The organism is Acidovorax soli (genome assembly GCF_014207955.1).
Classification (GTDB): Bacteria; Pseudomonadota; Gammaproteobacteria; order Burkholderiales; family Burkholderiaceae_C; genus Acidovorax; species Acidovorax soli_A.
In genome coordinates, this window is the sequence record NZ_JACHLK010000007.1 from 63,541 (window position 1) to 77,534 (window position 13,994).

Genomic DNA, 13,994 nt, shown 5'->3' on the forward strand with positions numbered 1-13,994 from the left:
TTCATGCCACGTGCAGTGCGGTCTTGCGGATCTTGTTGCCGTGGCGGTCGATGCGGCGCCAGCTGCTGTTGTCGTTCATCGTGATCCAGCGGCGCTCTTCGGCGCGGTAGAACCAGTCTTTGTCCTGCTGGTAGAAAACCTGGGCACCCAGGGTTTCCCAGATGTTGACGATTTCGTTGCCGTGGGCGCGGAACTCGTCGAAGTCCGTGGTCGCTTTCTGGCCCATCTCGCTGTAGCAGCCATTGAGCTGCAGCAGCAGCCGGTTGACGTCGTCGGGCATGCGCTCTGCCTTGAGGCCGATCTTCACTGCTTCGTCCATGAGAATGGGATAGCTGTGGGAGGGGTACTTCGAATTGAGCGTGGTCGCAATCAGTTCCGCCGTTTCTTCCTGTTCGATGTGGTAGCTCAGCAGCTCGCGGCACAGCATGATGGACAGCGATTCTGCGCGGTCCACAGCACCGATCACCAGGGGATGCACGTACTGGAACAACGACTTGTAGGCGTTGTCCATGGTGTCTCCTTGTTGCTCGCGCCACAGGCGGATGACACGCTGCAGCTCGTTCAAGCTCACACTGACGCGGTCATTGTCCCGGTCCAGCGGTGACAGCGCGTGATTGAGCGAGGTGTCCACCGCCGTGAGATAGGCCGTCGGGCCCATCAGGATGCGGTCGGCACCCAGCGCGATCATCGTAGCCGCCGAAGCGCACTCCAGTGGAACCAGCGCCACCAGGCGTTGGCAGTGCTGGCGCAGCAGGTTCACGAGGCGCAGCGAGACCTGGCCGCTGCCTCCATCGGATTTCAGGAACAGGTAGATCGTCTCGTGCTGGCCCAACTGCCCCAGGATGTCATAGAGGGCCACCACGTCGGAGTGGCACACCGAGCCTCGGGGGCTGTTCCAGTAGCTGATGACCGGGCCGCCGAGCAGCGCCGTGAGCTGGCCGATGACCGCCTGCGTCTTGCTGAAGAGCACGGGCGGCTGCTTGATCTTGATGTCTTTCTTGGCTTGGTTTTCCATGCTGTTTGCCATTTCTTTTTTCTGTTGTGTAGCCTTATCCACTGACCAGGTCGAACACCGCTTCCACGATCTGCTTGGGGCCCATGCAATTGCCACAGGTGCAGTGCGCGGGCCGCCCCATGGCACTGGTGTCCAGCGCCAGGATCTTCTGCGCAAAGCGCTGGCGGTTGCCTTCGTCCAGCATCCAGGCTTTCATCGCCTCGCAGAATTCCGGCTGGTCCTCTGCAAAGGCGTTCTGGATGGCGTTCTTTCCCCAGAAGTCCCAGTAGCTGGCCTCGGCGTAGTGCAGCACGGCGCTCGGGCGCTCATCGCCCAGCCAGTGCGCCAGCAGCGGCTGCACATCCACACCGCCCTTGTGGAACATCAGCAGGATGTCGAACGCATTCGCGCCATCGAACGGGCTGGGCTCACGCCCGGTATGCCCCAGGCCTTCGCGGAAGAAGGCCAGCGCGAAGGCGTCCACGGCGGCGCGTTCCTTGGGCGACAGGGCATCGGCCGGACAGTTGCCCAGGCGGTCCAGGTACAGCTCGGTCGAGTGGTGCAACTCCTCGCCCAGGGCCAGCAGCTCCAGCATGCGGGGCAGGAAGTACAGCAGCTCGTCTGCAGGCTGTTCGCTGCTTTTGGCCGAGCCGTTGTACTCGCAGAAGTGGCGTGCCGTGAGCTGGCGCAGCGGCAGGCGGCGCAGCTCGCGTTCCGTGGCTTCGTCCACGCAGCAGGCCAGGCACACGTCCAGCGTGCTTTGGGGCGCTTCGTAGCGCTGGAACGCGGTGTACGCTGCATCCACAGCAGCGCGCAGCGCGGCGGGCAGGGGCGCTTCCTGGGTGCTTGTCTGTGCTTTCTTCATGGTCGTTTCTTCAAGGGCGCTTCACGCGCCCGTTGTCTCTTTCTGTCGCCGCTACTGCACCATTCCCCGGGCTGCGGCGCGCGCGTAGTTCTTCAGTTCCTCATCGTGCGCGGGCACGCCGCGGATGAATTGCTCCACCCGCTCCTGCAGTTCCCGGGGGCGCAGCAGGGCGTGACCCTCGTGGCCGATGCCGTGCAAGGCCGATACCTGCACGTCGCGGCAGGGCACCTCCAGCATCTGGCAGAACAGCTGCCACATCGCATCGCGCCACTCGGGGATGTGCCGGACGTTCCAGAAGGTCGGCCAGACGTCGAACCACATGTAGCAGGCAAAGTGCAGCCGGTCGCTGCCACTGCCGATGGTCTGGTACACATGGGCCATGCGTGGTGCAAAGCAGTCGCTCCACAGCCGCGGGAAGGCCTGCATCATGCGCATCGCATCCGCCAGCGGAACCGAGGAGTCGAGCACCTGCAGGGGGATGTCGCCAGCGTTGTTGCTCATCACATGGGTCAGCCCCATGCCCACCTGTTCATCGCTGTAAGGCGCCAGGTCGGTACCCGCATTGGCGAACAGCACGGTCTGGATGTGCGTCCATTGCAGCGGCGTTGCCTCGAATTCGGGCTCGTCCATGTCCCAGTACCACTCCTGCTCCTTTTTGCCTGGCACAGGCCGGTCAAAAAGGTAGCGGACGGCGTCGGCATACAGCGTGGCATCAAGCCCCAGGGACCCGGGTGTCACTGGCAACGGTGCCTGCCTTGCCAGGCGTTTCTCACGTGCGGTCTGTTTCATGGTGTTCCTCTGTTCTTCTTTTCATTTATCTGGTGGACGCGGCGGGATTCGAACCCGCATCTTTGCAGCGACCACGGTTCTTGAGTCCTGTGGCCCAGTGAACGGTTGGAAACGCGCGCCAGTGGCAGACCCGTCATCGGAGCCAGCACCTGCATCCTCAACCTTGCCCGTTCACCGACTCTCCCGATGCACTCGGTGTTACCCGACCTGCCGGCAATAACAACATTTTTGGCAGTGGCGCTCCCTTCTGTGCCAGCGCGCCCGTGTTCCTTCTCGTTCTCTGCTCAGCGCAGCTTCACCAGGCCGTTGAGCACCTGGTCCAGGCCGCCCACCACCGAGATCTTGTCGATGCGCTCGGCCACGCGTTCCAGCGTCTCCAGCTCCTTCATGCGCAGGGCGACGGGGTTGTCCTCCATCACCTTGGCGGTGTTGAGCAGCGAGCGCGTCGCGGCCGTTTCCTCGCGGCGGCGGATCACATTGGCCTGGGCCTGCTTCTCCGCCTGCACCACCTGGGTCAGGATGGCCTTCATGTCGCCGGGCAGCACGATGTCCTTCACGCCGGCGCTTTCCAGCGCAATGCCGTAGGGCGCGAGCTTGGCGGCCATGTGGGCGTTCACCACCTCGTCGATCACCGTCTTGTTCTCCAACAGCTCATCGAGCGTGCGGGTGCCCACGGCGGCGCGCAGCGCGAACTGCAGCTCGCGGTACAGGTGCTCCGCAGGCTTTTGCAGTTGGCTCCAGGCGCGCAGCACATCGGTGTAGCGGAAGGTCGCGCACAGGTTGATGCGCAGGCCCACCTTGTCGCGGGTCATGATGTCCTGGCCCGAGACTTCCACCGACTGCAGGCGCAGGTCCACCAGCTCCACGGCCACGGTGCGGCCATACTTCCAGAAGGCATAGGCGCCGGCAGGCAGCAGGCGTTCCACCTTGCCGTCCACCGTCATCAGCGCGCAGGACGACTCGGGCACCTGCACCTGCAGCAGGCCGGCCAGGCCAGTCACCGTGCGGTGGCGCAACTGGGGCTGCGTCAGGCGCGCCACCAGTGCGGCAGGCAGCTCGGGGCCGGCGTTCAGATCGATCACCTGCACGGTCACTTCCACCTGGCCCTTCCAGTACAGGCGGCGGGTGCCAGGGGGCAGGATCTCTACCAGCACACCGTTCTCGCTGCGCAGGCCCACTTCGTTCTCGGCCAGCTCCACGCGCACGAACTCGGCGGCCACCACCTCGGGCTCGCGCGCCATCAGGTAGTCGGCCAGGGCATGGGTGAAGGCGGGTTGTTCCAGCGCGAAGCTTTCCACGCGCAGCTGGTCCAGGCCGGCAAACAGCCAGTGCGTGCCGCTGTGCAGGACGCGGTCGAAGTCGCCGTTGCGCAGCAGCAGGGCGCGTTCGCTCTTCTTCACGGTGGTGCGTTGGATCTTCAGCATGTGTCTACCTTTTCTTCTTTCTTGGTCGCCGCATCGAACAGGAATGGGGGCCGTTACAGCGGGGCAGTGGTCCCAGGGGGCACGGTCGGTCCGGGCCCTGCAGTGCGCCGCGGCGGCGGCCCCGAGGGGCGTTCGCGTGGGCTGGCTGCGGGCGCGGGCCGTGCCGGGTGCTGGCACAAACCGCCACCGCTGACGGGGCAATGGCCTTCGGGCTGCGGCGCAACCCTGGTTCCTTCACCCCGCGTCCGGCGGGTGGTCTTTCGACCGTTTCTTCAACAGCCGGCCCGAAGGCCGGAAGAATGGGCAGGAGTCGAACCTGCGACAGTCCCTTTGCAGGGGTGCTCTACCAGACTGAGCTACCAGTGGTGCAGGCCGGGAGTCGAACCCGGCAGTCCCTTGCGGGCTGGCTTCCACAGCCCTGCCGTCACCCGGTGCTCGCAGCGTGCGGCATGCGGGGAATCCGAAGGGCGTGAAGCCCTGGATCCCCGGCACCGGCAGGGCGGGCCTTTGCCCCAACCCTGGCCTGTGAGCGTTCGCTGTTTGCGCCGAGTGCCTTGGTATTTGCGAATTGCGTGCCAGTCACCGGTTGAAAAGAGAAAATTTCTTCAATCGATTGATTTGAAAAGGGTTTTTCGTCAATGGAGAGGATCTCATGTGGCCGATGGCTTGTGAGTTGCTAGAATGAAAGCTAGTTTTATAGATATATAGAGATGCACAAGAAAAGGGTGGTCATCGGCTTCATCGGGACCCAGCTCGACTCCGGCAAGGGCGCAGGCCGCTGGGAGAAGTGGCGGCCCACGGTGTCGCTGGTGCAGCACGAGGACATGGTGGTGCACCGTATGGAGCTGCTCTATACGCCGGCCCACCATGAACTGGCGCACCAGGTGCGCACCGACATCGCCATCGCATCGCCTGAGACCACGGTGCGGCTGGTGCCCATGGCGATCGCCGACCCCTGGGACTTCGGCGAGGTCTATGCCAAGCTCTTCGACTGGACGCAGGCCTACCGCTTCGACACCGAACGCGAGGAGTACTGGACCCACATCACCACCGGTACGCACGTGGCGCAGATCTGCCTGTTTCTGCTGGTGGAGTCGCGGCGCATTCCGGGCGTGCTGGCCCAGACCTCGCCGCCCAAGCGCCAGCAGATGGGTGACCCGGGAAGCTATGCGCTGATCGACCTGGACCTGTCGCGCTACGACGTGATCGCCCAGCGCTTCGGCGCCGAGCAGCGCGATGCGGTCGACTTCCTCAAGAGCGGCATTGCCACGCGCAACGCGCGCTTCAACGCGCTGATCGACGAGGTGGAGCGGGTGGCGGTGCGCTCGCGCGCGCCCATCCTGTTCACCGGGCCCACGGGGGCGGGCAAGTCGCACCTGGCGCGGCGCATGTACGAGCTCAAGAAGGCCCGCCACCAGGTGGAGGGCGAATTCGTGGAGGTCAACTGCGCCACCCTGCATGGCGATGGGGCCGCATCCACCCTGTTCGGCCACAAGAAGGGCGCCTTCACGGGCGCCGCGGCCGACCGGGCGGGCCTGTTGCGCACGGCGCACAAGGGCGTGCTGTTCCTCGACGAGATCGGCGAGCTGGGCCTGGACGAGCAGGCCATGCTGCTCAAGGCGGTGGAGGAAAAGCGCTTCTACCCCATGGGCAGCGACCGCGAGGTGGCCAGCGATTTCGAGCTGATCGCCGGCACCAACCGCGACCTGCGCACCGAGGTGGCGGCCGGGCGCTTCCGCGAAGACCTGTACGCGCGCATCAACCTCTGGAGCTACCAACTGCCCGGCCTGGCCCAGCGGCCCGAGGACATCGAGCCCAACCTGGACCACCTGCTGGCACGCACCGGCGCGGAGTTGGGCCGCACGGTGCGGCTGTCGGCCGAGGCGCGCACGGCCTACCTGCGCTATGCCCAGTCGCCCGAGGCGTTGTGGAGCGGCAACTTCCGCGACCTCTCGGCCAGCGCCACGCGCCTGGCCACCCTGGCCGACAGCGGCCGCATCGGCCTGCCCCTGGTGGAGGCCGAGATCGCACGCCTGCAGTGGCTGTGGCAGCCGGCCAGGGACGCGCGCGATGGCCTCTCAGGCGCGCGGGCTGCTGATGCCATCGACCTGCGAGCCTTGCTGGGCGAGGAAGCCGTGGACGCCATGGACCTGTTCGACCAGCTTCAACTGGCCGCCGTGCTGCGCGTGTGCCGCCAGGCGCGCACCCTGTCGGATGCGGGGCGCCAGTTGTTCCAGGCCTCGCGCGCGCAGCGCACGGTGGTCAATGATGCCGACCGGCTGCGCAAATACCTGGGCCGCTTTGGCCTGGATTGGGACTCGGCTATCCGCGCTGAACGATAATCCACCCCGTGAAGCGCGCCAGACCGCCGCTGGTGCAATCTGGGAAACCAGGCACTGGAGGAACGTCCGGACTGCACAGGACAGCGTAGCAGCTAACGGCTGCCCACCGCGAGGTGAGGATCAGAGCAACAGAGACGAGTCTAGACAGGTGCCTGTACGAGGTGTTCTGTGAGGCGCCAGCGCAAGCTGGCGAGAGGACAGCGAGAGCTGTCCGAACCTGGCGAAAGCCAGGTCCGAACAGCCACCCCAAACAGGCAGCGGGCATGCCCGCAGCCTGTTTGGGGTGAAACGGGCAATCTCTACGCGCAGCAATACCAAGTAGGCCAGCGTTGATGTGGTTCCGCAGAGTTGGCGGGTAGGTAGCATCGAGCCGGCGTGGCGACACCCGGCCCAGAGTAATGGCGGTCACGCCGCGGGCAACCGCGGTGCACAGAATCCGGCTTATCGGCGCGCTTCACACTTAATTCCACCGCCGGGCCCACCGGCGCAGCCCGGCGCCTCAGGCAGGCTTGGGGCAGTGCAGTGCGTGCCCTTGCTCCAGTTCCTTGGCGCGTTCCACGGTGTCCGGGTGGCTGCTGAGCAGCGACCATACCGGGCCCAGCGCCTCAGGATCCTTCCTGGATGCCGTGGTGTCAGCTGGAGCGCTGGCACCTTCCTTGGCCGCAGTGCCGGCTTTCTTTTTCTTGTCGGCCTTCTCGTCGTCGTCTTCTTCCTGCGCAATGGCCAGCAGCAGCTTGCCCATGGGCGCCGTGGGCAGCTTGGCGTGGCCCATGAGGGCGATGGCAAAGCAGTCGGCCTCGCGCTCGTGGTTGCGGCTGTAGGCCAGGCCCGTGAGCACCGAGGCGCCGGTGGATACGATGCCCGACACGTCGCCGAGTGCCAGGCCCATGCCCATCTGTAGCACGCCCTGCTGCACGATCATGCGCGTGGTGTGGCGGTTGGCGACGTGGCCGATCTCGTGGGCCAGCACGCCGATGAGGGCGTCGTCATCGAGCCCCTGCTTCTCGGCCGCCTTGGCCAGGCCATCGGTCATCACCACGGTGCCGCCGGGCAGGGCAAAGGCGTTGGCGCCCATGCCCGAGCGGAACGACAGGGTGTAGGTGGGCTGGTAGCCCGGGTAGCGTTGCAGCCCGGCGGGAACCTGCTGCACCAGGTCATTGAACCGGGCCTGCAGCTGGGCCTGGCGCTCCTTGGACAGCTTGCTGGGCTTGAGCGTGCCCTTGTCCATCTGCGTGAGCACGTTGCTGGCCACGCTGGTCTCCCAGGACACGGGCACAAAGCGCGTGAGCTCCGTGGCAGCCCAGGGCGTGCCATAGCGGTAGAACAGGGTCAGCCCGATGATGGCGACGGCCGTCACCCCCAGCAGCATGGGCCAGCGCGTCTGCATGCGTTCGGCCAGGCCGGGGCGGGCGCCCGCGGCCGCCAGGGCGGCATGCCATTGGGCCACGGCATCGATCTCCAGGCTGCCATGGTCGCGCAGGTCCACCACCACGCGCTGCTGCGGACGGCGCTCGCTCCAGGCCTCGGGCCAGCCCACCTCGTTCCAGGGGAACACCGTGGGAGCGGCTCCGGGCTGCGACAGCGGGTGCAAGGCCAGCGAGGGGCCCTTGGGCGTGGGCTGCAGGCCCACGAGCACGGGCCTGGCCTGGCTGCTCAGGCCGTCGAACCAGCGCCCGGGTACGAGGTCCGCCGAAGGGGCTGCCGTGTTGTCCATCAGCCGATCAGGTCCAGGCCTGCCGCATCGGCCAGCGCGTCGCCAATGCCGCCTTCCTTCTGCTGGCGCACCATCGCGCTGGTGACCTGGTCGACGCCGCCCTTGACATGCAGGGTCACGGACTCGGCCTTCATGCGGTACTCGTTCACGCGGGCGAAGGGGCGGTACAGGCCCAGGGTGAGCAGGGTCATGAACAGGTTCTTGATGCGCAGCAGCATGAAGCTGCTGGTGCGCAGCTGGCATTTGAAGCGCGCCACCTGGCTCAGCCCGATGTTGTCCCACATGAGCTGGAACATGCGCGCCTCACGGTAGGCTCGGGCAGGGGCGGAAGCCATGAACAGAAAGAAAATCCCGCCGAAAAGACTCACCGCCATCAAGATGACCATCCACGGCCCCGAAGTGTCGCCGCGCATCACCAGGGTGATCGCGGCGCTCACCAGTCCGAACATCGCTGCACTGATGACGGCGACCAGCAGGATGAAGACCGCCACCGTCGCCAGCCAGATCTTGACGAAGTCCATGTACACCGGCTTCCAGCGGCCGGTTTCACTGCCCACCTGGGCGCGCAGCACCAGCAGGCTCTTGTAGTTGAATTCCAGGCGGATGACGCAGGTGATAGACAGCAGCAAACCCAGCGCGATCAGGCCCCAGATGCCGGCCGCCATGGTGGGCAGGTCGGCATCGCCGCTTTCGTCAGCGGCCAGTTCCCGCAGGGCGTCAGCCGACTCGGGCGCCAGGTACTGGATGCCGAAGAACACGCCAAACCACACCAGGGCGATGGCGAACACGGGCCAGCTGGCCTTGTAGACCTCGCGCCAGGAGGCTGTGAACTGCAGGCGCAGGCCGCGCCAGCGCGTGGAGCCCAGGCGAAAGCGCATGGCGCTGCCCCAGATGAAGGGCGAGAGCAGGGCACCCACCAGCAGGAACACACCCACGGCGGTGTCCTGACCGGTGTTGACGGCGATCTGGTAGGCAATCGTGAGCATCACCAGGATGATGAAACCCTTGACCATGCTGCTTTGCTGGGCCGTGAATTCGAGCGGGCTGCCAGCCACCAGGGTGTGGCCGTAGAAGTACTGTGCCGTGCGCCGCCGCGCCCAGGGGGTGTAGAGGCCCAGGGTGAGGATGGTCAGCAACACGTTGACGATCCAGACGCGGAAGTATTCACCGCCGCTGCCGGTGAATTCGAGCGGGTGTGCGTCGATTCCCTGCGGTGCGAAGGCCGAGGCGGGCGCCGCACCGGCCCCTGTTTGCTGATGGTCCATGGACTCACTCCCTCCTGTTGTGGAAGGCAGTGTATCAGCGGCCTGTGGCGGCCGGCCATCCCTCGGAATGGTGATTGCTCACTTTTTGGTAGCTAAAGAGCGCCGCTCAGAATCGCTCCCAGGGCTGCAGGTAGCGCCACTGGCCCTCGGGCACCTTGGCCAGGGGCACGCGGCCGATGCGAATGCGCTTCATGCCCACCACGCGCAGGCCGACGGCTTCGCACATGGCCGGAATCTGGCCCGGGCGGATGCCCTTGAGTGCAAAGCGCAGGCGGGTCTCGTTCTGCCAACTGACCTTGATGGGCGGCAGCGGGCGGCCATTGAAGGACAGGCCATGGCACAGCCGCTGCAGGCCGTTGGCCGCGATCTCGCCGGCCACCTCGACGATGCACTCCTGCTCCAGCGACTCGATGTCTTCGGCCAGCTTGCGCGCGATGCGCCGGTCCTGGGTGTAGACCACCAGGCCGCTGCCCTCGGTGGGCAGGGGGGTGAAGCATTCGAGCTGGCGGAAATGGCGTTGCAGCACGCGGATACCCGCCGCATCCTCGGCCAGGTGCGTGTCGCGGTGGAGCAGGGCCAGGGCGGGCCTGGCCCCCTGGCTGCGGCTGCCATGGGCGGCGCCGGCCTGGCCTGGCGCTCCCAGGCCCGCTTCGAAACCCGGTGGCTTGTGCAGCAGCAGCGTGACGGGCGTCATGTCGAGCAGGCTCGCCTCGGGGTCCACGGCCACGCTCTGGTGCGGCGCCACACGCGCGCCAGGGGCTTCGACGACGGCGCCATCGACGCTCACGAAACCGCCTTCGATGAATTGTTCGGCCGTGCTGCGCGAACAGTCGAGCTGCTCGGCCACGCGCTTGGCCAGCCGGACATGGCCGGCTTCGGGGTTCTTTTCAGTCATTGTTCGATTGTCCCCTGCGCCATGGCGCAGCACATGGCCTGGGTCGGGCGCCGCCCGGGCCAGGGCGGCGATGCGGCTCAAGGGGCGTTGCCATTGCCGGGCTCCAGCCCGCGGATGCGTTCGACATGCGCCAGCAGCGAGCGCTGGGCCACGGGCCACATGCGCGGCGGCACGTCGTCGTAGGCGTGCCGCACCCAGTCGTCCATGCTGCCCTGGGGCAAGGCCTGCATGGCGGCCAGCACCTTGGCTTCGCGCGCCAGTCGGTGGGCCTTCAGGTGGGCGATGGCGCTGCGCGCCTCGCCCAGCACGTAGCCATGCGCGGGCAGGATGAACTGGGCCTGGTGGGCTTCGCAGGCCGCGTCCAGCGCGTCCAGCGAATCGAGGTAGTCCGCCATGTTGCCGTCCGGCGGGTCGATCACCGTGGTGCTGCCGTTGAGGATGTGGTCGCCGCTGAACAGCAGGCCATCTTCCTCCAGCATCAGGCACAGGTGGTTGGCCGCGTGGCCGGGGGTGTGGATCACCTGCAGGGTGTGGCGGGTGGCGGCATCGGCCGCCGGGGCCGAGAGCACGAGCTTTTCGCCATGGGCGAGTTCGCGCTCGGGCGTGAAGGCGCTGGCCACGCGCGCGGTGGGCGCCGAGCGCAGACCCAGGATGGGAGGAGCGCTCTGGCCGGCCCGGGTGCACAAGGCCTGCAGCGGTGCAGCCCCCGGGGAATGGTCGGGGTGCGAGTGCGTGCAGACGATGGCACGGATGTCACCACCGGCGGCACGCCAGAGCTTTTCGAGGTGCTCGATATCGGCCGGACCGGGGTCGATGGCGATGAAACCCGTGGTCGGGTCGCCCACCAGGTAGCTGTTGGTGCCCGGGCCGGTCATCACACCGGAGTTGGGGGCCGTGAGGCGCTGCACATTCTTGAGCAGGGGCACGGGGTGGTCGGTCTGCCAGTCCAGCGGGTGCACGATCTGCCCGTCGGGGCAGACCAGGGCCAGTTCGCCAAAGGGCATTTCGTCTTCCATGTAGCGCGCTTCCTTGCCGGCCAAAAGGCCGGCGCGCGGGCAGCTCACCCACAACGGCTGCTCGCTGGCCAGGGCGTCGAGCACGGCCTGGGTGTTCTTGAATTTGGCCAGCCGCTGCAGCGTGCGGATGGTCGGGAAGATCATGAAGAACTGGCCCGCCTCGTGCCGCGCCAGCGCATCGGCGGGGCGCACCCACACAGGCTCGAACTGCTCGGCCTCGTCGGCCACCGGGGTCTGGCCTTCGGGCATGCGCGCGGCCAGAAACGGCACCTCGAAACGGCGCGGCAGGTCGCGGTCGGCCGTCCAGTAGGCCAGCAGGTAGACGCTGTCGGCCGCCAGGCGCAGGCCGCGGGCCTCGCACTGCGCGGCAAAGGGCGCACTGCGGTCCAGGGCGGCAATGTCGGTGGCATCGGCCATGCGGCCATCGGCGTGGCGTGCCAGCAGAACGCCCAGCTCCTCGAAGCTCTCGCGGATGGCGGCGATCGCCTGTGTCAGGTGCAGGTCGCTCTGGGCCGGGCGGCGGTCGGCCACGTGGTGCGACTGTGCGTCCAGCGCATCGATGCCGCCCCCCGGGAAGACATAGGCGCCCGGGGCAAAGCTGGCGTTGGGCGAGCGCCGCGTCATCAGCACCTCCAGCGCACCATCGCCCTCGGCATCGCGCAGCAGCAGCACGGTGGCGGCCAGGCGCGTGGGGACGGGTTCGCGGTGGGGATGGAGTTGTTGGCTTGGGCGGGGCATGGGGCCATTATCGGTTTTTGCTCCGCCCCCTGCAGGGCGCGGTCAGTACCTGCCGCTCAGCAAGGCGCCTGCATTGGGCACCCGGGTTTCCAGCCCCAGGCGCTTGAGCATGGCCCAGGTGGTGCAGGCGGCTGCCGACACCACGGGGATGCCCAGCCGGTCCTGCGCCACCTGCACCGATGCCAGCGAAGGCATCTGCACGCAGGCGGAGATCACCACCACGTCCACGCCGCGCGTGTCCAGGCGTTCCACCAATTGCGCGGGCGCGGCCGGGTCCTGTGCGCCCACCTCCAGGTTGTCGGCAATTTCCAGCGACAGGCGGTCGTGCACGGCAATGCCCTCGTGCTCGATGTAGTCCACCACCAACTGGGTCAGTGGCTTCATGTAGGGCGTCAGCACAGAGACCTTCCTGGCGCCCATGGCCTTCAATCCTTCGACCAGGGCACCGGCGCTCGACACCACGGGCGCGGGCTTGCCGTTGGCCACGGTGACCTCGTGCAGCCGCTTTTCGGACAGGCGGTGGTAACCCAGGCCCATGCTCATGATGGCCACCAGGCAGGCATAACCCATCACGTCCATCTTGCCGTCCGACAGCTCCAGCGCACAGCGGTCCGAATCGCGGTCCATGGCCGCCAGTTCTTCCTTGGTGACCTTCTGCATGCGCATGCGGCTGGCGTGGAAGCTGAAGCGCTCAGGCAGGATCTGCTCGCGGGCGCGCAGCATGGCGGGGATCTCGGTCTCCATGGTGGTGTTGGAGCTGGGCACGATCTGCCCGATGCGGTAGGTGCGTTGCATGGCGGTGGCCTTTCAGGAAATGGTGGGCAAAGCGCTGCCCTGCCCAGCGCGGGGCGCCGGGAATGCGGGTACGGATGGTTGGGGGGCGGTAGGTCAGTCGGCCTTGATGCCGGCGGACTTGATGGTCTTGGCCCAGTAGGCAGTTTCGGTTTTCACCAGGTCACCGAGCGCTTCGGGCGGCAGGTAGCGCAGCTCGATGCCGGCGGCGTCGGCGCGCTGGCGCGTCTCGGACATCTCCAGCGATTTCTTCACGTCGGCCGTGAGCTTGGAGACCACGGCGGGTGGCGTGGCGGCCGGGGCGAACAGGCCCACCCAGGCTTCGAGCTTGAAGTCGGGCATGCCGGCCTCGGCCACGGTGGGCACATTGGGCAGGCCGGGGTGGCGCTTGGTGCCGGTCACGGCAAAGGCCTTGAGCTTGCCGCTCAGCACATGCTGCATGACCGAAGGCGGGGTGGTGATGAACACCTGCACCTGGCCGGCCAGCACGTCCGCCACGGCCGGACCCGAGCCGCGGTAGGGGATGTGGGTCATGAAGGTACCGCTCTGTTGTTTGAAGATCTCGGTGCCGATGTGCGAGAGCGAACCGTTGCCCTGCGATGCGTAGTTGACCTTGCCCGGGTTGGCCTTGAGGTAGGCGATGAATTCCTTGAGGTTGTTGCCTGGCACCGAGGGGTGGGCGGCAATCACGTTGGTCGCCACGGTGAGCAGGGCCACCGGGGCGAAGTCCTTGGCCTCCCAGGGCAGGCTCTGGGTGAGGGCCGGGTTGCCCACGTGGTAGGCGGAGTACGAGATCAGCAGGTTGTAGCCGTCGGCCTTGGCGCGGGCGACGGCGCCGTAGGCCACGTTGCCGCTGCCGCCCGCCTTGTTGTCGATCACCACGGGCTGGCCGAGCACGCGGGCCAGGGGCTCGTTGAGCAGCCGGGCCGAAGTGTCCACCACCCCGCCGGGCGGGTTGGGCACGGTGAGCGTGATGGCCTTGCTGGGGTAGCTGTCCTGGGCCATGGCCAGGCCTGAAAGGGCAAGCGTGGCAGCCATCAGGCTGTGTGGGATCTTCATGGTCGTCTCCGCCGGGTTGTTGTGGTCTGGGCGTATTGTCGAAATGGCGGGGTTTGCAGTCCAATATATTGTTGGTCTTGATTTAGACCGAGAAAGTATCA

General features: G+C 66.7%; 11 protein-coding genes and 1 other RNA gene. 2 read left to right on the forward strand and 10 right to left on the reverse strand.

The window, feature by feature from the left end; translation table 11 throughout:
* Window position 1 precedes the first annotated feature (1 nt).
* The 4 genes from HNP48_RS17870 to HNP48_RS17885 form a co-directional block, all read right to left on the reverse strand.
* A complete protein-coding gene (locus HNP48_RS17870) occupies window positions 2–1,015 on the reverse strand; it encodes an SDH family Clp fold serine proteinase (RefSeq protein ID WP_184859441.1) in 1,014 nt (337 codons plus the stop codon).
* Window positions 1,016–1,049: 34 nt separating this feature from the next.
* Entirely contained in the window at window positions 1,050–1,859 is an 810-nt protein-coding gene (locus HNP48_RS17875) for a hypothetical protein (protein WP_184859443.1), read from the reverse strand.
* A gap of 51 nt (window positions 1,860–1,910) precedes the next feature.
* A complete protein-coding gene (locus tag HNP48_RS17880) occupies window positions 1,911–2,648 on the reverse strand; it encodes a hypothetical protein (RefSeq protein ID WP_184859445.1) in 738 nt (245 codons plus the stop codon).
* Window positions 2,649–2,932: 284 nt separating this feature from the next.
* Complete coding sequence (locus tag HNP48_RS17885) at window positions 2,933–4,072, reverse strand: slipin family protein (RefSeq protein WP_184859447.1); 1,140 nt, start codon at window positions 4,070–4,072, stop codon at window positions 2,933–2,935.
* 710 nt (window positions 4,073–4,782) lie between these two features.
* On the opposite strand from HNP48_RS17885, the gene rtcR reads away from it, so the two are divergent.
* Together rtcR and rnpB are read left to right on the forward strand one after the other, a co-directional pair.
* On the forward strand, window positions 4,783–6,414 hold the full coding sequence (gene rtcR / locus HNP48_RS17890; RefSeq protein WP_184859449.1) for an RNA repair transcriptional activator RtcR: 1,632 nt from the start codon (window positions 4,783–4,785) through the stop codon (window positions 6,412–6,414).
* A gap of 10 nt (window positions 6,415–6,424) precedes the next feature.
* Window positions 6,425–6,874, forward strand: an RNA gene (gene rnpB, locus HNP48_RS17895) — RNase P RNA component class A.
* A gap of 39 nt (window positions 6,875–6,913) precedes the next feature.
* Here the strand turns inward: rnpB and HNP48_RS17900 are convergent.
* The 6 genes from HNP48_RS17900 to HNP48_RS17925 all read right to left on the reverse strand — a co-directional run bounded on the left by HNP48_RS17900 (window position 6,914) and on the right by HNP48_RS17925 (window position 13,893).
* The gene (locus tag HNP48_RS17900; protein ID WP_184859451.1) at window positions 6,914–8,128 is read right to left on the reverse strand and encodes a M48 family metallopeptidase; all 1,215 of its coding nucleotides are present in this window, start codon (window positions 8,126–8,128) and stop codon (window positions 6,914–6,916) included.
* Window positions 8,128–9,393, reverse strand: coding sequence for a YjgN family protein (locus HNP48_RS17905; RefSeq protein WP_184859453.1), 1,266 nt, complete (start codon window positions 9,391–9,393; stop codon window positions 8,128–8,130). Before HNP48_RS17905 ends, HNP48_RS17900 begins: the two co-directional genes overlap by 1 nt.
* A 106-nt stretch (window positions 9,394–9,499) precedes the next feature.
* Entirely contained in the window at window positions 9,500–10,288 is a 789-nt protein-coding gene (locus tag HNP48_RS17910; RefSeq protein WP_184859455.1) for an rRNA pseudouridine synthase, read from the reverse strand.
* Window positions 10,289–10,365: 77 nt separating this feature from the next.
* Window positions 10,366–12,042, reverse strand: coding sequence for an MBL fold metallo-hydrolase (locus HNP48_RS17915; RefSeq protein ID WP_184859457.1), 1,677 nt, complete (start codon window positions 12,040–12,042; stop codon window positions 10,366–10,368).
* Between the two features lie 42 nt (window positions 12,043–12,084).
* Window positions 12,085–12,837 carry an Asp/Glu racemase gene (locus HNP48_RS17920; protein ID WP_311773833.1) on the reverse strand — a complete coding sequence of 251 codons (753 nt, stop codon included), beginning with the start codon at window positions 12,835–12,837 and terminating at the stop codon, window positions 12,085–12,087.
* A gap of 93 nt (window positions 12,838–12,930) precedes the next feature.
* Window positions 12,931–13,893 carry a tripartite tricarboxylate transporter substrate binding protein gene (locus HNP48_RS17925; RefSeq protein WP_184859459.1) on the reverse strand — a complete coding sequence of 321 codons (963 nt, stop codon included), beginning with the start codon at window positions 13,891–13,893 and terminating at the stop codon, window positions 12,931–12,933.
* Window positions 13,894–13,994 lie beyond the last annotated feature (101 nt).

What these genes read in the sequence shown, in the direction of transcription:
- HNP48_RS17870 (WP_184859441.1), bottom strand. Translation starts at nt 1,015, where the DNA reads ATGGAAAACCAAGCCAAGAAAGACATCAAGATCAAGCAGCCGCCCGTG.
- HNP48_RS17875 (WP_184859443.1), bottom strand. Translation starts at nt 1,859, where the DNA reads ATGAAGAAAGCACAGACAAGCACCCAGGAAGCGCCCCTGCCCGCCGCG.
- HNP48_RS17880 (WP_184859445.1), bottom strand. Translation starts at nt 2,648, where the DNA reads ATGAAACAGACCGCACGTGAGAAACGCCTGGCAAGGCAGGCACCGTTG.
- HNP48_RS17885 (WP_184859447.1), bottom strand. Translation starts at nt 4,072, where the DNA reads ATGCTGAAGATCCAACGCACCACCGTGAAGAAGAGCGAACGCGCCCTG.
- rtcR (WP_184859449.1), top strand. Translation starts at nt 4,783, where the DNA reads ATGCACAAGAAAAGGGTGGTCATCGGCTTCATCGGGACCCAGCTCGAC.
- HNP48_RS17900 (WP_184859451.1), bottom strand. Translation starts at nt 8,128, where the DNA reads ATGGACAACACGGCAGCCCCTTCGGCGGACCTCGTACCCGGGCGCTGG.
- HNP48_RS17905 (WP_184859453.1), bottom strand. Translation starts at nt 9,393, where the DNA reads ATGGACCATCAGCAAACAGGGGCCGGTGCGGCGCCCGCCTCGGCCTTC.
- HNP48_RS17910 (WP_184859455.1), bottom strand. Translation starts at nt 10,288, where the DNA reads ATGACTGAAAAGAACCCCGAAGCCGGCCATGTCCGGCTGGCCAAGCGC.
- HNP48_RS17915 (WP_184859457.1), bottom strand. Translation starts at nt 12,042, where the DNA reads ATGCCCCGCCCAAGCCAACAACTCCATCCCCACCGCGAACCCGTCCCC.
- HNP48_RS17920 (WP_311773833.1), bottom strand. Translation starts at nt 12,837, where the DNA reads ATGCAACGCACCTACCGCATCGGGCAGATCGTGCCCAGCTCCAACACC.
- HNP48_RS17925 (WP_184859459.1), bottom strand. Translation starts at nt 13,893, where the DNA reads ATGAAGATCCCACACAGCCTGATGGCTGCCACGCTTGCCCTTTCAGGC.